Raw genomic sequence first — 18,465 nt, forward strand, 5'->3', positions numbered from 1 at the left:
TAGATATTAAGTTTATACTAAGTTTTAATTTTCATCAATTGACTATCTTTGTTAAAAGAAAATTGAAAGAAAATGCTTGAAAAAATCATCGCCTTTAGCTTAAAAAACAAACTAATAGTTTTACTATTTACACTAGGAATTTTCGGATTCGGAGTATATTCTGTATTCCAAATTTCAATTGGTGCTGTGCCAGATGTAACTAATAATCAGGTTCAAGTAATTACAACTTCTAGAAATCTTTCCACTCAAGATATTGAGCAATTCATCACTTATCCAGTAGAAATTGAAATGGCAAACTTGCCAGGCGTAAAAGAAATTCGTTCTATTTCAAAATTCGGACTTTCAGTAGTAACCATTGTTTTTGAGGACGATATGGGTTCTTATCTTCCAAGACAATTGATAGCAGAAAAAATAAAAACAGCTTCCGAAAAAATACCTCAAGGTTTTGGAACTCCAGAAATGGGTCCAATCACAACTGGTTTGGGTGAAATTTATCAATATGTTTTAGATGTTAAACCCGAATATAAAAATCAATATTCTGTAACCGATTTAAGAACGATTCAAGATTGGGTTGTAAAACGTCAATTATCTGGAATAAAAGGTGTTGTAGAAATAAATACTTGGGGTGGCTATTTAAAACAATATGAAGTTGCCATAAATTCATCCAAATTGAAAGCGATGAATATTTCAACTATTGATGTTTTCAATGCTTTAGAAAATAACAATAGTATTGCTGGTGGCGCTTACATTGAAAAGGTAAATCAAAGCTATTTTATTCGTGGAGAAGGAAAAGTAAAATCGTTAGAAGATATTGAGAATATTGTTGTTAAAAATGATAACGGAATTCCAATTTATGTAAAAGATGTGGCACAAATTGGTTTTGGAAGTGCCAACCGTTTTGGAGCGATTACCGGAAATGGAGAAGGAGAGAAGGTACTTGGTCAAGTAATGATGCTAAAAGGAGGAAACTCTAAGCAAGTAATTGGTGATGTTAAAGCAAGAGTTGCCGAAATCGAAAAAACATTACCAAAAGGCGTTTATATCAACCCATTTTTAGAAAGAAGTGAACTAGTTGGAAAAACTACTTTTACTGTAGCAGAAAACCTTATTTTAGGTTGTCTAATAGTAATTTTTGTAGTCGTTCTTTTGTTAGGAAATTGGCGTTCAGGATTGGTAGTTGCTTCTGTAATTCCATTATGTTTGTTGTTTGCGATTTCATTCATGAACATCTTCGGAATTGATGCAAACTTAATGAGTTTAGGCGCAATAGATTTCGGAATTATAATTGATGGAGCCGTAATTATTGTAGAGTTTATTGCTTTTCAAATTGCTCACAAATCAAGACATTTAGTTAATTTATCTAAAGAAGAACGTCAAATTCAAATTGACGAAATCACTTATAAAAGTGCTTCCAAAATGATGAATTCAGCTGTTTTTGGTCAGTTGATTATTCTAATTGTTTTCATTCCAATTCTTTCACTATCTGGCGTTGAAGGGAAAATGTTCAAGCCAATGGCAATGACTTTCAGTTTTGCATTAGTAGGAGCAATGCTACTTTGTTTCACTTATGTTCCAGTAGTTTCTTCATTGTTCTTAAAACCTAAAGAAGAAAATCCAAATTCTTTTTCTTCTCGATTAATCACCAAAATGAATTCGTGGTATTTGCCTGTAATCACCTGGGCTTTAAGTAATACCAAAAAAGTAATTTATGGAGCAATATCATTATTAGTCTTTGCAATTGTACTTTTTACAACAATGGGTGGCGAGTTTATTCCAACTTTAGATGAAGGTGATTTTGTAATTCAACCGGTTTTAAAAACAGGAACTTCATTAACTAAAACAATAGAAACTACAACAAAAATTGAAAAGATTATTCTAAAAAATTTCCCAGAAGTTACCCAAGTTGTAAGTAGAATTGGAGCAGCCGAAGTGCCAACCGATCCTATGAGCATGGAAGAATCAGATATTATTGTGAAATTGAAACCAAAAGGGGATTGGGTTTCAGCTGATTCAAAAGACGAATTAGCAGATAAAATTAAAACCGAGATAGAAAAGCAAATTCCAAACATGGAAATCGAATTCACGCAACCAATAGAAATGCGTTTCAACGAATTAATCTCAGGAACTAGAAGTGATGTTGCTATTAAAATATTTGGAGAAGATTTGAATGTATTAGCAAAAAGAGCACAACAAATTAAATATGCCATTGCAGATGTAGAAGGTGCATCCGATATTATTATCGAAAAAACTGAAGGTTTGCCTCAAATGAGCGTAGTTTACAATCGTTCGAAAATTGCTCGATACGGATTGAATATTGCCGACTTGAATGAAATGATAGCACTTGGTTTTGCTGGAAAAACTGTTGGAACTGTCTTTGAAGGTGAAAAACGTTTTGATATGGTAATTCGTTTAGATAAAACCAACCGTCAAGATATTGATAATTTGAGAAATCTGTATGTTCCAACTCCAAATGGTGAACAAATTCCGCTTCAAGAATTGGCACAAATTGAATATACAGAAGGTCCGGCAAAAATTTCAAGAGACAATACTCGTAGAAGAATTGTTGTGGGAATTAACGTTAGAAACCGCGATTTGCAAAGTGTTGTAAATGATGTTCAAAAAATTGTAAATGAAAAAATAAAATTACCAGAAGGTTATTATGTAACTTATGGAGGACAATTTGAAAATCTTCAAAGTGCCAAAGCACGTTTGTTAATTGCAGTTCCAATCGCATTATTTTTAATATTCATTCTTTTGTATTTTGCATTTGGTTCGGTAAAAGAAGCTTTAATGGTTTACTCTGCAATTCCACTTTCAGCGGTTGGAGGAATATTATTTCTTTGGATTCGTGATTTACCTTTTAGTATTTCGGCAGGAGTTGGATTTATTGCTCTTTTCGGAATCGCTGTCCTCAACGGAATTGTACTTATCGAACATTTTAAAGAACTAAAACATCAAGGAATGAAAGATATAAACGAACTAATTTTGAAAGGTACAACCGATAGATTACGTCCAGTTTTACTAACAGCAGCTGCTGCAGCTTTAGGATTTTTACCAATGGCAATTTCGTCATCAGCAGGAGCAGAGGTTCAACGTCCGTTAGCGACAGTTGTAATTGGTGGATTGTTTACAGCAACCATTTTGACCATGATTGTACTTCCAATTTTATACAAACTTTTAGACAAAAAAGAAGGTAAAAAAGCTAAGTTTAAAATTCATGCCAATGCTACAATCATTTTGTTACTATTGAGTTCGTCATTGGCGTTTTCACAAAATAATAATCCTGAATTAGATAGTTTAATTTCAAAAGCGCATCAAAATAACAAAGCCATAAAAGCTGGTCAATTATCAGTTGATAAAGCTAAAGCGAATATAAAATCGGCTTACTCATTTGATAAAACAAACATTTATTACAGCTATGATCAAAACAATTTGGCTTTAAATAATCTGCCTTTAAAAGTATTCGGAGTACAACAACGATTTTTATTTCCATCGGTTTATGGTGCTCAAAAGAAATTATATTCTGCTGAATATGAAAGAGAAAAATCAAATTTTGAAATCACAAAAAATAGATTATCAAATGAGGTTGCTAAAGTTTATAATCATATTGTTTATTATCAAAATCAAGAAAAATTATTCAAATATTTAGATAGTTTGTATCAAAATTTCTCGAAAGCAAGTGATAGACGTTTTGAATTAGGCGAAACCAATTACCTTGAAAAAATTACAGCTCAAAGTAAGTTTAGACAAATCAGAACTAAATTATCGCAAATTGAAAAAGACAAATTGGCTAATTACGAAATGCTACAAGGATTACTACAATCTGATGAAAAAACTATTATTAAAAATGACAAATTAGTTCCAAATAATACAATAACTGAAAGTTCAAGTAAAGACTTATATAATTCTTATTTTGAGAATATTACAAAAACATTTCAATCTAATACTAAACTTCAAAAACAACACTATTTGCCAGATATAAATCTAGAATATTTTCAAGGAAAAAACAATGGTTTATCGCAGTCTTTATATGGATTTCAAGTTGGGTTATCAGTTCCAATTTTGTTTGGAGGCACAAAAGCTAAAATCAATGTTGCCAATTTAGAATTACAAAGTTGGGAACAACAAAAACAAAGCGAACAAACCAAAATAGAGCAATTCATTTCACAAAAGAAAAATGAATTAATCAAGCATGAAGAAGGAATAAAATACTATAAAGAATACGGAGAAAAATTGGCTAAAGAAATTATAAAAGTAGCGGATATGAGCTATAAACATGGAGAAATAGATTTTTTTCAATACATTACCTCTTTAGAAAACGCCACATCAATTCAAGTTGATTATCTTGAAAATGTGTTACAATACAACAAAACCCAATTTGATTTACACTATCTTAATTACTAATTTACGATGAAAAAAATACTTTATATACTTGCAGCGACTACTTTACTAATTTCATGTAAAGATGCCAAAACAGAAGCTCCAGCAGACAAAAATGATGGTTTAACTGTGATTTCTACCAATCAATTTAAAACTATGGCAATGGAAGTTGGAACTCCAATAGAACAAGATTTTGATGTAACTGTAAAAGCTTCAGGTAGGATAGATGTTCCACCTCAAAACAGAGCTAAAATTACTTCATTTATTGGAGGATATGTAAAAGCTACGAGTCTTTTGGTTGGAAATAAAGTAGTTAAAGGTCAGCCACTCTTGACTATGGAAAACACAGAATTTCTTGATATTCAGAAAGATTATCTTGAAGTTGCCGAACAAATCACCTATTTAAAATCGGAATTTGAAAGACAAAAAACGTTGTATGATGAGAAAATTACTTCTCAAAAGAACTACTTAAAAGCGGAAAGTGATTATAGAAGAGCCAAAGGAATGTATCAAAGTTTAAGAGCTAAATTACTTTTGCTAAACATCAATCCAAGCAATGTTGAAAAAGGAAAATTAACTTCTGTTGTTACTATTTTCTCTCCGATTTCAGGTGATATTGTAATCATGAATGCTAATGTTGGAATGTATATTGCAGCTTCTGATGTGATTTTAGAAATTGTTGACACAAGTCATTTACATTTAGAATTAGCAGTTTTTGAGAAAGATATCTTGAAAATCAAAGTTGGTCAAAAAATAAAATTCACTGTTCCAGAAGCTTCTAAGGAAATTTTTGATGCTGACGTTCATTTGGTAGGAAAATCTATTGAAGGTAATGACAGAACAATTAATGTTCATGGGCATCTTGATGACGCTATCAAACAAAGGTTATTGACAGGAATGTTTGTTGAATCTCAAATCATAACCGATTCTAAAAAAGGATTAGCCATTCCAAAAGACGCTTTAATCTTTGAAAACCAGAAATATTTCGTACTTTTATTAAAGAATGAAGATGCAAAAGGATATTCATTTGAAAAGGTTCAGGTTCAAAAAGGAACTTCCTCTGAAAATTTTGTTGAAATTCTACCAAATGAGCAAGTTAATGCTAATTCAAAACTATTAACCAAAGGCGTTTTTGATATTATAAACTAAAAAAAGAATAAATAACAATCACTCAATTACTAAAAATATATAAAGATGATTAAATCTAAAAAAGAAAAGGAAACAATAACAATAGATAATTATCTAGACAGTCATTACATACATAGAAGTAATTGGTTAAGAGCTGCAGTTTTAGGAGCAAATGATGGAATAATATCTATTTCAAGTCTTGCTATTGGAGTTGCTGCGGCAAGTTCAACAAGAGAACCAATTGTTTTAGCTACCGTTGCTGGACTAGTTGCTGGTGCATTATCAATGGCTGCTGGCGAATATGTTTCAGTAAGCTCTCAAACTGATACCGAAAAAGCAGATATTGAAAGAGAAATAAAAGAACTTGCTGAAATGCCCGAAGAAGAGTTGAAAATATTAGCTCAAATATATGAAAAAAGAGGATTAAAAAAAGAAACCGCTATGCAAGTAGCTATTGAATTCACGGAGAAAGATGCATTAGGCGCTCATATCAGAGATGAATTAGGAATAAATGAGATAAGTCAAGCAAATCCTATTCAAGCTGCTATTTCATCAGGCGCTGCTTTTACTGTTGGTGGTGTATTGCCATTGCTTGTTATTCTTTTTGCACCCATAAAAAATATGGAATATTGGCTCTATGCTTTCACAATAATTTTTCTAATGGTATTGGGAAGTATAGCTGCTAAAACTGGAGGCTCAAGTATTAAAAAAGCTATTTTGCGAATAACCATTTGGGGTACAATTGCAATGGTATTATCAGCATTAGTAGGCTATATCTTTGGAGTTAGGGTATAAAACTTAATCATAAGATATATGAGATTTATGTAATTTATTTAAAGTATTTTACAAAAATTAAATTTAAAAAAATGACTAATTTAGGCTAACCAATAGAACTAAATACAAACTTAAAAAATTAAATTATGAACGACGCACATTTGCACATGGTAGTAAACCACTTTCCAATTATTGGAATAATTCTTGGTTTTGGGGTTTTAATTGCAGGAATTGTTTTTAAAAATGATTCTGTAAAAAATACAGCTTATAGCTTGTTTATCGTAGGAGCTATTTTTGCTGCTATAAGTATGGCAACAGGAGAAGGAGCAGAAGAAATGGTAGAAGACATGCCTTCTGTTGGAAAACAAATCATTCACGAGCATGAAGAAATGGCCGAAAAACTAGCCATAGTATTATATCTTTTAGGAGTAGTTTCAATTGCTGGATTGTATACCAATATCAAAAAACACTCACAATCTAAATTAGTATCATTCTTAGCATTAACGATTGCTGCTGTTGGAATCTTTTTAGGAAAACAAACAGGAACAACTGGTGGAGAAGTTCGTCATACTGAAATTAGAGCAAATTCGGGAACAACTACAGAAGCAACTCAAAGTGGAGGTGAAGCTGCAGAAGATGAAGATTAATTAACCATTTATATTTTAAAAACCGCTTTATTAGTCGTGATAAAGCGGTTTTTTTATTTAGATTTGAAAAAAAAATAAGTTATGAAGAAAATCCTTTTCATAGACCGTGACGGAACTATTGTTAAAGAAGCAAAAGCACCAGATTATGTTTTAGATTCTTTTGAAGAATTAGAATTTTACCCTGAAGTGTTTCGCTATTTAGGAAAAATTGTTCGAAAATTAGATTACGAAATTGTAATGGTTACCAATCAAGATGGGTTAGGAACCAAAGCACTTCCAACTGAAACTTTCTGGAATATTCACAACAAAATCATGAAAGCTTTCGAAAATGAAGGCATTGTTTTCAGTAAAGTTTTCATTGATGATTCTCATCCAGAAGATAAAAAAACAACTCGTAAGCCAGGAATAGGCATGGTTACAGAATATATAGATAATCCTAAATACAATTTAAAAAAATCTTTCATGATAGGTGATAGATTAACCGATATGGAATTTGCCAAAAACCTTGGTGCAAAAGGAATTTTCATCAATAATGATGAAGCATTGGGAGCAACAGAAATCAACTCTAAAAGAGAAGAATTAGATGCATCTATTGCTTTACAAACTACAAGTTGGAAAAAAATCTATAAGTTTTTAAATAAAATAAACCGATATTAACTAGCAACTTCAAGTAAAAGCACTTGACTTTTCAATCGTTCTATCAACATATTCATCATTCTCTTATTTAAATTGGAGGAATTTTTAATGTAAGTATTGTATTCTTCTGTTGTGAATAAGCCGATTACCATTCCTTTTAGCGAGTTTCTAAATTTGATATCGCGTTGGATTGTATTTTCTATATAAGCCATCTTTTTATCAGGTGAAAGTGTGAAGAAAACGCCTTTTTGCTTTACAGCATAGTTGGTAAAAACTTCAATAAATAAATCATTTTGAAATTTTAATATTGGTCTCAAGGTCTTGTTTTGAAAGATTTCTTCTGACGAAGATTGCTCAGTAATGTTTCCTATTGAAGAGCCACGTAATTCTAAAATTGAAATATCTCTTGCTTCCATATTTTTTTATTTAAAGTTATAAAAAAACCTCTGTCGTAAAACAGAGGTTGATTTATATTTATTAAGAACTAATTGTTAATTAGTCTTTGATTTTGAAAGTTACTCTTCTAACAAGTTTTCTAGCTCCTTCAGAATCAACATCTACTGATGTATCTTCACCTGAACCAACTATATTAAGTCTTGAAGCATCAATTCCTGCTTTAACTAAAATTGCTTTAACAGCTTCTGCACGTCCTTTAGATAATGCATCATTACGCTCATTAGATCCAATTTCGTCTGCATGACCAATAATGTCTACAGATGCAGTAGGGTTGTTTTTCAAATAAGTTCTGATAAAGTCAATTCCTTCAGTTGAAACATTTGTAGGTTTAACTTTAGCTGTATCGAAATACGTTGTAACATAACCTTCGTTTACTAAACGTTTAATCATGTCAGAATTAGATTTTTCTGAAGTTTCTTTAGAAGATTTGTCAATATATCGTTCTAATTCATCTGGAACACCATTTCTATTGATATCAACCATTTTACCTCTTGTATCAACAGCAACACCAGCTACAGAATTGTTTTCTTGATCTAAATAATCAGCTACACCATCTTTATCTGTATCATTCATTAATGTTTCTACATCACCAATTCTCTTGTTAAGAGCTTCAATTTCTTCAATGTTCTTGTCTTTCAAGATAGTATAATCTCCATGAAGTTCATTTCTTCCGAAAGAATAAGTTAAACCTAATGATGTAGTTACTAATTGACCATTTAAGTTATTCTCAATTTCTGAGTATGTTCCATCCCAATTAAAATGTTGTCTGTAATTGTTTTGAACAGTTACATCAAGAATAACAGACATTTTTTTAGAGATTCTAAATTCAGGAGTTACACCAATTAATAGACCTCCGTTGTATTCAGTTACATTGTAGTTATGATCGTGTTCAATAATATTTGGAGTTTTAGATGTCATCGCATCAATTTTCAAACCACCATGTATTAAAATTGCAAGTCTACCCATTGGCTCTTGAATTTTGAATAAACGATTAGCATTTACAACACCTTGAAATGAAACACCAATTTGTTGCATTTTAAAAGGTAAACTACCATTATTTTTAATGTTTTTTATTTCTTCAAAATGTAAGCCTCCTTTAATACCAAAAACAGGACTAAACATATATCTAGCAGCTAATGAGAAACCATTTGCTTGTGGTTTGCCTAAAAAAGTACCTGGGTCACTTGAAAAATATCCAATAGAATATGGTCTAACTCCTTTTGCTTGACCAACAGTTGCTTCAATTGTCCATTTGTTATATTCAGAAGATGCTGTATCTTTCTTAACTTCATTTTCTTGCGCAAGAACTGACATAGAAGAAGTCAACAATAAGGACAATAATGTAATTTTTTTCATATTATAAAATAGGTTATATATACTATTAATTTGCAAATATAATGGTTTACACGTAATTAACAACTTTTTTGAAAACAAAAAGTAATTTGTAGAAATAATTTTACTAGGCAAAACAATTTTAATTTATAATCAATTTATCAAAATGCAAAAACGAAATCCCTAAATTTGCTAAATAAATTATATTCAAAATGAGATTTCATACTAGAAAATGGGTTAAACCCGAAGATTTGAACCCAAACAGCACTTTATTTGGAGGTAGATTATTAGCGTGGATTGATGAAGAAATAGCTTTATATGCTATAATTCAACTTGAAAGTCCTAGAATTGTTACCAAACATATGTCGGAAATCAATTTTAGAGCATCCGCAAAACAAGGAGATATTGTTGAAATTGGAATTGACGTAGTAAAATTCGGAACAACATCTTTAACGTTAATGTGCGAAGTAAGAAACATGATGACCAAAGAAACCATCATTACTATTGACACAATCACAATGGTTAGTGTTGGTTTAGACGGAAAAGCTCAAGCTCACGGCAAAACAAAAATTGAATACGTTGAAGACCGATTGAAAAAATAATTATTCTTCTAAAGTAATTCTGTCGGTTGGCATTTCGTAAATTTCTAAATCGAAATAGGCTATAGATGCGATAATATGATCAAAAATATCAGCCATAATATATTCGTATTGCTCAAATCGTTGGTCTTTAGAAAAAACATAAATTTCTAAAGGCATTCCGTGTGGAGTAGGCTGCAATTGACGACACAGCAAAATCATATTTTTATTTATTCCAGGATAATGTTCCAAATAATTAGTAATATATTTTCTGAACAATCCAAAATTAGTCATATTTCTACCATTAATAGATAGCGATTTATCTACATTATAAGTTTTGTTATACTTATTAATTTCTTCTTGACGTACATCTATATAATGAGAAACCAATTGAATTCGCTTCATTTTTTGCAAATCGTCCTCCGTCAAAAATCTGATACTTTTTGCTTTAACTAAAATATGTCTTTTGATTCGTCTTCCATCAGAATCTAACATTCCTCTCCAATTTCTAAATGAATCAGAAATTAAGCTGTAAGTTGGAATTGTAGTTGTAGTATTATCAAAATTTCGAACTTTTACTGTTGCCAAATTGATTTCAATTACATCACCATCAGCACCATATTTATCAAATGTAATCCAATCTCCAATTCGAACCATATCGTTTAAAGAAACTTGAACACTTGCTACAAATCCGAGAATGGTATCTCTAAAAATTAAGATTACGATGGCCGAAATTGCTCCTAAAGTTCCAAATAATGTGTTTGTAGTTATATCAAATATCTTTGAAATAATAACACCAACACCAACAATCCAAAGGATTATCATAATTACCTGAATGTAACTATCTATCGGTTTATCACTATATTTGGGTTGATCTTTTAAGTAATCGCGAATGGCTTTTAGCACACTTCGAACTATCCAAAGTGATAATAAAATTATATAAATTCCAACTAATTTTCCGAAAACGGTTTCCCAATAAACATAAGCTTCAAGAATAACCGGAACTGATTTATAGATGAATAAAAACGGAATTAAATGAGCAATATATTTGGCAGTTTGATTGGAAACTAACAAATCATCGAAGTTAGTTTTGGTCTTTTTAGCCACAATTGCCATAATTGTAACCAATGTTAATCGAAATATTACATATATTAGATAAGCCAAAACACATAAAATAACAATGTTTATAGCCAAGCTAATATATGATGCTGTAGTATCACCAAAACTCATTTTACGAAGTAAAGGATACAACCAACCAAATATTTTCTCTAACGTTTTATGCATTCTTTAAATACTTTTTTTCAATGTAAAAAGTTCCAAATGGAGGAATAGATGCCAAACAAATCTCAACATATTTTCTAGCTTCCCATTTTTCAGAGAATTTAAGATAGGTCGCAACTATGATATATAAAGTAAACAATACACCATGAGCCATTCCAATATGTTTTACATAAATTGGATCTCCAAAAATATATTTCATTGGCATGGCAAAGAAAAAAAGAAGAATTGCTGATATTCCTTCTATTAGGGCTAATTTTTTAAAAAATTTCAACATCGATTTTTATTTTGGTTTACAAAATTAAGCATATCATTATTTAAAAACCTACAATCTGACTTACTTTTGCAATAATTTAGCATTTATATGAGCAAACGCGATTTAAAAAAGTATTTATCCGAATTGAATAAAGAACAATTGGAAGAACAATTGATAGAACTTTACGACAAATTTAAAGACGTAAAAGTGTATTATGATTTTGTTTTTAATCCAAACGAACGAAATTTGGTTAAAGATGCTAAACTCAAAATTTCTAACGAATATTATCCAATTCGAGGTAAAAAGCCTAAAATGCGTCGTTCTACAGCACAGAAATTCATCAAACATTTTATTACACTTGGAGTAGATGCTTTTATAATTGTTGATGTTATGCTTTATAACATTGAAATTGCGCAAACCTTATCATCTGAAAAGCAAATTAATCAAGAAGCATTTTATAAAAGTATGCTCAATTCCTTTGAACAAGCCATAAGTTTCATGATTGAGAAAGGAATTTTAGACGAATTTAGAAGTAGAGTAGTGGCTATAAAAGAAGAAAGTATCAAACAAAATTGGATGAACAAATACGAATTCAACGCTATTGTTGAACGATTTGATTATTAGTTTTAAGCCACTAATTACACAAATTTTCACTAATTCTAAAATCAACTTAATTATTACACAAATTTATAACATCATGGTTGTTATCAATCTTTTAAAATTAGTATGTCAGAATTAGTGCAATTTTAAATCAAATTAATTCGTGACTATTAGTGTAATTCGTGGTTAAGTATTAAATTTTCTATATATTTCTAAAAACATAGCGTTCAAACTCTTTTTTAGATGTATTTTTGCAAAATTGTAAAAATCGCTATGTCAAAAAAAGATATTCTTGCCGAAATTGAAGATAAAAAGGAACTTTATGGTTACCAGAAAGGCGATATCGACAAAATTTTTGAGCGATTAGATAATGCGCCACACAATCATCATTTATTATATCAATTGCCTACAGGTGGCGGAAAAACAGTAATATTTTCTGAAATCACAAGACGTTACTTGGAGCAACATAATAAGAAAGTTGTTGTTCTAACACATCGAATAGAACTTTGTAAGCAAACTTCAAAAATGCTTAAAGCGTTTGATGTTAAAAATAAAGTCATCAATAGTGCCATTAAAGAGCTTCCAGATCAAGAAGAATATTCTTGTTTTGTAGCGATGATTGAGACGTTAAAAAACCGTCTTAATGATGAAAAATTAGAAATACAAGATGTTGGTTTAGTGATAATTGATGAAGCTCACTTCAATTCATTTAGGAAGTTATTTAGTGCTTTTGAAAATGCTTTTATTCTTGGAGTTACAGCAACGCCTTTGAGTTCAAATATCAAACTTCCGATGTATGAAAATTACAGCGAATTGATTGTTGGAGATACAATTCAAAACCTTATAGATAAAGGATTCTTGGCAAAAGCAACAACATATAGCTATGATGTTGGATTAACTTCATTAAAAGTTGGAATAAATGGCGATTATACTGTAAAATCTTCAGATGATTTGTACAGTAATATGGTGATGCAAGAGAAATTATTGCATGCCTATACAGAAAAAGCCCTTGGAAAGAAAACCTTGATTTTCAACAACGGAATCAATACTTCACTGCATGTTTATGAGAGCTTTAGACATGCCGGATATAATATTAGACATTTAGATAACACAACTTCTACAGAAGATAGAAAAGATATTTTGCAATGGTTTAAGAAAACTCCAGATGCAATATTAACTTCAGTAGGAATCTTAACCACAGGATTTGATGAACCCACAGTAGAAACAATCATTTTAAATCGAGCTACGAAGTCGTTAACACTTTATTTTCAGATGATTGGACGTGGATCAAGACGTTTACCAAATAAAGATAGTTTTACTGTTATTGACCTAGGAAACAACGCATTACGTTTTGGTTTGTGGAATAATCCTGTAGATTGGCAACACATTTTTAAATCTCCAGAATATTATTTAGAAAGTTTGCGTGATGATGCAGATATTGAAAGTAATTTCAAATATGTAATGCCTGAAGAACTTCGTAAGAAATTTTCAAAATCAGTTGATATTTCAATGGATATTCATGAGGAATTCAAATTTACCGTAAAAAATAATTTGAAAGCCAAAACCATTATTGAAAAATCTCTAGAACAACACGCAACAATGTGTGTGGAAAATACTGATGAATTAATTGATGCCAGAAAACTTTCAAAAGAATTAAACGACGATATTGAATATCGAATTAAACAATATTGTATTTGTTTAGGAAACGTTACTAAAAACTACAGAAGTTGGTTGATAGAAGATTACACGTTAAAACTAACAATTGCAATTGGTAGATTATATCGTATTAAAAGCATGTCAGAGCTTTAAATCACGTGCTTTCTGCTGATTTAAAATAATTATCTATTTGCACTATAATTTATATTATGTAAAATAGAATATTTCAAAAGCACTACACTGTTTCATAATAAATCATCTGAATTATAGTTTTAAAACTACAAACTTAAAGGTTGATTGAATCTTTATCTTTATTACTTTTGCACATTGATTGATTTTTTATATTTTTATAAAAATAACTTATACTATGAGTAATGCTATTTCTGAACGTGTTGCAAATTTTCTAAAAGAATACGAACCGTTTAATTATTTATCATTTGATGATTTAATTAAAATTGCTAATACCATTCGTGTTATTAATTTGGAAAAACACAAATCGTTGTTTCAAATTAATGATAAACTTCATGATTCTTTCTATGTTGTAGCTTCTGGTGTTATTCATCTAACCGTTATTTCAGATGCTGAAGAAACGTTGTTGAATAAATGTTATGCTGGTGATATCTTTGGTTTACGTCCGTTTTTTGCAAAAAATAATTATCAAATGACAGCCAAAGCTCGTGAAGAAAGTATTGTTTACGCTATTCCTATCGCGACTTTCAAACCTTTCGTGGCTCAAAATACTGAAGTTTTAAATTTCTTATTAGAAAGTTTTGCTGCCAACACCAAAAATAACTTTGATAATCAAAGCCATGCATCGCTTTCAGATAATGTTGGATATACTGACAATCAATCTGATATGTTGTATTTTCAATCATTGACTTACAACAAAACACCTTTAAAAATAAGTAGCACCACTCCTATCAAAGATGCCGCATTATTGGCTACAGAGAATATGATTGATAGTGTATTAATTACCGATCAAGGTTTGCCTGTTGGAATTGTTACTGATAAAGATTTTAGATCGAAAGTTGCTACTGGTCGTTTTCCATTATCAAATGCTATTGATAAAATTATGGCTTCTCCAGTAATAACTGTTACTGAAAACATTTCGGTTGCTGAAGCACAGTTAGTTATGCTTAAACATGGTGTCACTCACCTATGTGTAACCCAAGACGGAACAGATAAATCGGAAGTGAAAGGTATTATTTCTGAACATGATTTAGTGGTTGCTCAAGCCAATAATCCTGGTGTACTTCTTAAAGAAATTAAACGTTCACAAACAGCCAAAGAACTTAAATTAGTTCGTGATAAATTAACAGATATCATTCAATCTTCATTAAATAAAAACATTCCTCTTACACATATTAATAGTATTGCTGGCGAAATTACTCTAGCAATTGTAAAAAGAGCTGTAGAACAATCCATTTTAGATTTGGGCTCACCTCCTGCTCGATTTGCTTGGTTAAGCATTGGTAGTCAAGGTCGTAAAGAGCAATTGTTATTGACTGATCAAGATAGTATTTTGGTTTTTGAAGATGTTTCTGCAGAAAAATACCGCGATGTAAAAGATTACTTTTTAAAATTAGCTAAAAAAGCTACAGCAACTTTAGAGAAAGTTGGATTTGCATTCTGTCCACAAGGTCATATGGCTAGTAATATGCTTTGGTGTAAGTCATTGACAGACTGGACAAAACAATACAACAGTTGGATGAATACTCCAGGTGAAAACTCCAACGAAATTAGTAGTGTTTTCTTTGATTATGAGATGGCTTTTGGTGAACAAAAAATTGAAGATGCCATCACGGAAACTATTTTCAAAAATGCTAAAAACAATGTCCTTTTCTTCGATTATTTAGGAAATGATGCTATAAAAAAACCTACGCCTTTAAACTTCTTCAAAAAATTCAATTTAGAAGAAGAAGGTGAAAACAAAGGTAAATTTGACATTAAAACAAGAGCTTTAATGCCACTTGTTGATGGTGCAAGAATGTTGACGATGAGCAATGGAATCAAAGGAATCAACAGTACTTATTTAAGATACAAACAATTAGCAATTGTAGATCCTAAATTCTCAGAAGTATATTTGAATTGTGCCGATGCATATTTGGTTTTATCAAAATTTAGAGCTGTAGAAGGATTAAAAAATGACAGTTCGGGTCAATATATTAATCTGGATGAGCTCAATAAAGTAGATAGAGAGAAACTGAAAAATGCACTCAATCCAATGCGTGACTTAGAAGAATTAATAAAAGATCGTTTTCAACTGACTCAATTTTCATAGTATATGCTCGACTGGCTTAAAAATATCAACAAAGAATATCCTGAATTTTGGAAAACTTATTTATCTAAATTTGATAAGAAATCAAATCGATATGTTGTTTTATCTACCGAAACAACTGGACTTAATCCTAAGAAAGACGTAATCTTATCTTTTGGAGCTGTTGGCGTTGTAAATGATAATATTCTTATTGGTGATGTTTTTGAAGTAGTTATTCCACAATATAAATTCCTTCATGACAACGGTTTGTCTAATGATTTTCTTTTAGAAAGTTCACAACCTAAATTGTCTGAAATTCAAGCTATTGAAATGTTTATCAACTTTATTGGTAATGCCACTTTGGTCGGACATCGTATACATTTTGATATTGAAATGATTAACGAACTATTAGAGAAATCTTCTTGTGGTAGACTTAAAAATGAAGCTTTAGATATTGAAATTATGTACAAAAAACTGCATGATATCAATGACAAAAACTTTTCGTTAGATGAGTTAAGCCACCTTTTCAAAATTGCTAAAACAGAGCGCATCTCAACTACTGACGATGCTTACACTATTGCTTTATTGTTCTTAAAACTAAAAAGCAGATTAGGATTAAAGTAGCATCTTATTTTAAAAAAATCAACAAAGCAAGTACTATGGATTGGGCTAACTTAAGGAAATATCATAGCGAAAACCTTGCTTTACTTCAATCGGGCTTCACTCCTATTGTTTTTATGGGTGATTCCATAACTGAGTTTTGGTCGAATTACAACAATTCCTTTTTTACAGAAAATGGATTCGTCAATCGTGGCATTAGCGGACAAACAACTTCGCAAATGTTACTACGTTTTCGTCAAGATGTGATTCAATTACGACCTTCAAAAGTTGTTATTTTGGCTGGAATTAATGATATTGCCGAAAATACTGGACCCATTTCAATTGAAAATATCATGGGAAACATCATTTCTATGGTAGAATTGGCAAAAGCAAATCATATTGAAGTAGTTTTATGTTCAGTGCTTCCGGCAAATAAATTCGATTGGAATCACAAAATTCAACCTGCTGATAAAGTCATTGAATTGAATAAATTGATTCAAAAATTTGCTGAAGAAAATAACCTAAACCATGTTGATTATTACTCAAATATGGTAGATGACAATAAAGGTTTGAAGAAAATATATGGTGATGATGGTGTTCATCCCAACAAAGAAGGATATAAAATAATGGAACAATTGCTGTTTAAAGCGATTTTATAAAATTAAACTATGACTAAAGAAGAAATTTTACAAAAAGTAGTTGAACGTATTAAAGACAACGAATACGATCACGAAATAGAAACCTTTTTAAAGCGTAAAGAAGTCAACCCAGAAGAGTTTAAATCTATTATTGAAACGGCTCGTGCTCAAGTTCTTGAAGAGCGTCTTAAGACTATGCCTAAAAAGAATCTAGCAGTGTTTATAGTACTTGTGGTTTTGATTATAGCAACACTTTACCTGTTTGCTTTCTACTTACCAAACACCAACGTTTCTCAAAACAAAACCTTTTTATCTATATTAGGAACGGCTGCATTTTGCTTTGTAAGTTTCTTGGCAATAGCCTATTACGGAACATGGAAGCCAGAGTTTCTAAAAATTAGAGACAAACCAAGAATTGATTTTACGTTAATGACACTAATGCTAATTCCAGCTGTGATTGTTTATTTTATCTTTTCAGAATGTTTTTCTAATGGTGCCGATAGAATTCTGAAAGCGACTCAAGTGGATGCTGTTGGAACCGTTGTTGATGGTGGCGTGACCGAAGTAAAAAGAGTGCTTCGCTCTGGTGGCGCTTCTTTTGCATCGATAACTGTTGAATTTGAAACTAAAGAAGGAAAAACCGTTAGAGCTACCGAAGATATTTCGAGTTACCAATTTAAAGATTTCTATTTAGGACAACAACTTAACATTGTTTATTCTAGTGAAGATCCTTCTAATATTGATTTGTTGATTGACGACGAAAGCATTAAAGAGTTGAAAAACACCCAACAAAGAGATTTTACACCTAATGATTTATTGACTTTAATAACGACCAAAAAAGAAAACATTAAGGCTACATTAGAAAACATTTCTTTTGGTTGGGAGCAAAAAAGCGATGCTTGGATGAACGAGAAAAACAATACAGCAGTTATGATTACTGACAATGAAGTGCGATTGATAACCACTTTTGGTAAAGCTCATAGCTATCCTGAGACTCTAGAAAAAATGGGATTCAAGAAAATTGAAACTTCTAAAGAAAAGAAAGTTGATAAAATGGAGATTCTTTTTGGCGATAAATTGTATGAAAACGATAAATACTATTTTCAAATTAAAACACTTATTTCTGGTGGACAACAAATGAGTGTAGTTTTGGTGAATAAGAAGTAATAGATTTTTAAAAAACAGGTGTTTTTACGTAGTTTTTATTTGTAGGAATTAGCTATATTTGAAAAGATTTATCAGACTAATC

General features: G+C 30.9%; 16 protein-coding genes. 12 read left to right on the plus strand and 4 right to left on the minus strand.

The window, feature by feature from the left end; translation table 11 throughout:
* Positions 1-72: 72 nt before the first annotated feature.
* The 5 genes from ACYU7A_RS13195 (at position 73) to hisB (ending at position 7,586) form a co-directional block, all read left to right on the plus strand.
* Positions 73-4,404, plus strand: coding sequence for a CusA/CzcA family heavy metal efflux RND transporter (locus tag ACYU7A_RS13195; RefSeq protein ID WP_460577261.1), 4,332 nt, complete (start codon positions 73-75; stop codon positions 4,402-4,404).
* A 6-nt stretch (positions 4,405-4,410) separates the two neighbouring features.
* Positions 4,411-5,529, plus strand: coding sequence for an efflux RND transporter periplasmic adaptor subunit (locus ACYU7A_RS13200; RefSeq protein ID WP_460577262.1), 1,119 nt, complete (start codon positions 4,411-4,413; stop codon positions 5,527-5,529).
* Positions 5,530-5,574: 45 nt separating this feature from the next.
* The gene (locus ACYU7A_RS13205; protein ID WP_460577264.1) at positions 5,575-6,303 is read left to right on the plus strand and encodes a VIT1/CCC1 transporter family protein; all 729 of its coding nucleotides are present in this window, start codon (positions 5,575-5,577) and stop codon (positions 6,301-6,303) included.
* A 125-nt stretch (positions 6,304-6,428) separates the two neighbouring features.
* A complete protein-coding gene (locus ACYU7A_RS13210; RefSeq protein WP_460577266.1) occupies positions 6,429-6,929 on the plus strand; it encodes a DUF2231 domain-containing protein in 501 nt (166 codons plus the stop codon).
* A gap of 81 nt (positions 6,930-7,010) precedes the next feature.
* Positions 7,011-7,586 (plus strand): histidinol-phosphatase, encoded by a 576-nt coding sequence (gene hisB, locus ACYU7A_RS13215; RefSeq protein ID WP_460577268.1) that lies wholly within the window; start codon positions 7,011-7,013, stop codon positions 7,584-7,586.
* Here the strand turns inward: hisB and ACYU7A_RS13220 are convergent.
* Together ACYU7A_RS13220 and ACYU7A_RS13225 are read right to left on the minus strand one after the other, a co-directional pair.
* Positions 7,583-7,981, minus strand: coding sequence for a glyoxalase (locus tag ACYU7A_RS13220; protein ID WP_460577270.1), 399 nt, complete (start codon positions 7,979-7,981; stop codon positions 7,583-7,585). The two genes, hisB and ACYU7A_RS13220, sit on opposite strands and share 4 nt — an antisense overlap.
* 79 nt (positions 7,982-8,060) lie before the next feature.
* A complete protein-coding gene (locus ACYU7A_RS13225) occupies positions 8,061-9,377 on the minus strand; it encodes an OmpA family protein (RefSeq protein ID WP_460577272.1) in 1,317 nt (438 codons plus the stop codon).
* A 188-nt stretch (positions 9,378-9,565) separates the two neighbouring features.
* On the opposite strand from ACYU7A_RS13225, the gene ACYU7A_RS13230 reads away from it, so the two are divergent.
* The gene (locus ACYU7A_RS13230; RefSeq protein ID WP_298304066.1) at positions 9,566-9,955 is read left to right on the plus strand and encodes an acyl-CoA thioesterase; all 390 of its coding nucleotides are present in this window, start codon (positions 9,566-9,568) and stop codon (positions 9,953-9,955) included.
* On the opposite strand, the gene ACYU7A_RS13235 is transcribed toward ACYU7A_RS13230, so the two are convergent.
* Both ACYU7A_RS13235 and ACYU7A_RS13240 read right to left on the minus strand, forming a co-directional pair.
* Positions 9,956-11,215, minus strand: a complete 1,260-nt coding sequence (locus ACYU7A_RS13235) for a mechanosensitive ion channel family protein (RefSeq protein ID WP_460577274.1) — start codon at positions 11,213-11,215, stop codon at positions 9,956-9,958.
* A complete protein-coding gene (locus ACYU7A_RS13240) occupies positions 11,208-11,486 on the minus strand; it encodes a DUF3817 domain-containing protein (protein WP_344816415.1) in 279 nt (92 codons plus the stop codon). The genes ACYU7A_RS13235 and ACYU7A_RS13240 overlap by 8 nt, the downstream gene beginning before the upstream one ends.
* A gap of 87 nt (positions 11,487-11,573) precedes the next feature.
* Here ACYU7A_RS13240 and ACYU7A_RS13245 point away from each other — a divergent pair, with 87 nt between their 5' ends.
* From ACYU7A_RS13245 to ACYU7A_RS13270, 6 genes are all read left to right on the plus strand, one after another.
* Complete coding sequence (locus ACYU7A_RS13245; protein WP_298304061.1) at positions 11,574-12,089, plus strand: DUF6155 family protein; 516 nt, start codon at positions 11,574-11,576, stop codon at positions 12,087-12,089.
* 249 nt (positions 12,090-12,338) lie between these two features.
* Positions 12,339-13,874 carry a DEAD/DEAH box helicase gene (locus ACYU7A_RS13250; protein WP_460577276.1) on the plus strand — a complete coding sequence of 512 codons (1,536 nt, stop codon included), beginning with the start codon at positions 12,339-12,341 and terminating at the stop codon, positions 13,872-13,874.
* Positions 13,875-14,088: 214 nt separating this feature from the next.
* Positions 14,089-16,002 carry a DUF294 nucleotidyltransferase-like domain-containing protein gene (locus tag ACYU7A_RS13255; RefSeq protein WP_460577278.1) on the plus strand — a complete coding sequence of 638 codons (1,914 nt, stop codon included), beginning with the start codon at positions 14,089-14,091 and terminating at the stop codon, positions 16,000-16,002.
* A 3-nt stretch (positions 16,003-16,005) separates the two neighbouring features.
* On the plus strand, positions 16,006-16,602 hold the full coding sequence (locus ACYU7A_RS13260) for a 3'-5' exonuclease (RefSeq protein ID WP_460577280.1): 597 nt from the start codon (positions 16,006-16,008) through the stop codon (positions 16,600-16,602).
* Between the two features lie 35 nt (positions 16,603-16,637).
* Positions 16,638-17,237 carry an SGNH/GDSL hydrolase family protein gene (locus ACYU7A_RS13265; RefSeq protein WP_460577282.1) on the plus strand — a complete coding sequence of 200 codons (600 nt, stop codon included), beginning with the start codon at positions 16,638-16,640 and terminating at the stop codon, positions 17,235-17,237.
* Positions 17,238-17,246: 9 nt separating this feature from the next.
* Positions 17,247-18,383: a hypothetical protein gene (locus ACYU7A_RS13270; RefSeq protein WP_460577284.1), complete on the plus strand. Its 1,137-nt coding sequence runs from the start codon at positions 17,247-17,249 to the stop codon at positions 18,381-18,383.
* The last annotated feature ends 82 nt before the right edge of the window (positions 18,384-18,465 follow it).

It is taken from the genome of Flavobacterium koreense (assembly GCF_054776075.1).

Excerpts from the sequence above, each read along its gene's own strand:
- ACYU7A_RS13195 (WP_460577261.1), top strand. The coding sequence starts at position 73 with ATGCTTGAAAAAATCATCGCCTTTAGCTTAAAAAACAAACTAATAGTT.
- ACYU7A_RS13200 (WP_460577262.1), top strand. The coding sequence starts at position 4,411 with ATGAAAAAAATACTTTATATACTTGCAGCGACTACTTTACTAATTTCA.
- ACYU7A_RS13205 (WP_460577264.1), top strand. The coding sequence starts at position 5,575 with ATGATTAAATCTAAAAAAGAAAAGGAAACAATAACAATAGATAATTAT.
- ACYU7A_RS13210 (WP_460577266.1), top strand. The coding sequence starts at position 6,429 with ATGAACGACGCACATTTGCACATGGTAGTAAACCACTTTCCAATTATT.
- hisB (WP_460577268.1), top strand. The coding sequence starts at position 7,011 with ATGAAGAAAATCCTTTTCATAGACCGTGACGGAACTATTGTTAAAGAA.
- ACYU7A_RS13220 (WP_460577270.1), bottom strand. The coding sequence starts at position 7,981 with ATGGAAGCAAGAGATATTTCAATTTTAGAATTACGTGGCTCTTCAATA.
- ACYU7A_RS13225 (WP_460577272.1), bottom strand. The coding sequence starts at position 9,377 with ATGAAAAAAATTACATTATTGTCCTTATTGTTGACTTCTTCTATGTCA.
- ACYU7A_RS13230 (WP_298304066.1), top strand. The coding sequence starts at position 9,566 with ATGAGATTTCATACTAGAAAATGGGTTAAACCCGAAGATTTGAACCCA.
- ACYU7A_RS13235 (WP_460577274.1), bottom strand. The coding sequence starts at position 11,215 with ATGCATAAAACGTTAGAGAAAATATTTGGTTGGTTGTATCCTTTACTT.
- ACYU7A_RS13240 (WP_344816415.1), bottom strand. The coding sequence starts at position 11,486 with ATGTTGAAATTTTTTAAAAAATTAGCCCTAATAGAAGGAATATCAGCA.
- ACYU7A_RS13245 (WP_298304061.1), top strand. The coding sequence starts at position 11,574 with ATGAGCAAACGCGATTTAAAAAAGTATTTATCCGAATTGAATAAAGAA.
- ACYU7A_RS13250 (WP_460577276.1), top strand. The coding sequence starts at position 12,339 with ATGTCAAAAAAAGATATTCTTGCCGAAATTGAAGATAAAAAGGAACTT.
- ACYU7A_RS13255 (WP_460577278.1), top strand. The coding sequence starts at position 14,089 with ATGAGTAATGCTATTTCTGAACGTGTTGCAAATTTTCTAAAAGAATAC.
- ACYU7A_RS13260 (WP_460577280.1), top strand. The coding sequence starts at position 16,006 with ATGCTCGACTGGCTTAAAAATATCAACAAAGAATATCCTGAATTTTGG.
- ACYU7A_RS13265 (WP_460577282.1), top strand. The coding sequence starts at position 16,638 with ATGGATTGGGCTAACTTAAGGAAATATCATAGCGAAAACCTTGCTTTA.
- ACYU7A_RS13270 (WP_460577284.1), top strand. The coding sequence starts at position 17,247 with ATGACTAAAGAAGAAATTTTACAAAAAGTAGTTGAACGTATTAAAGAC.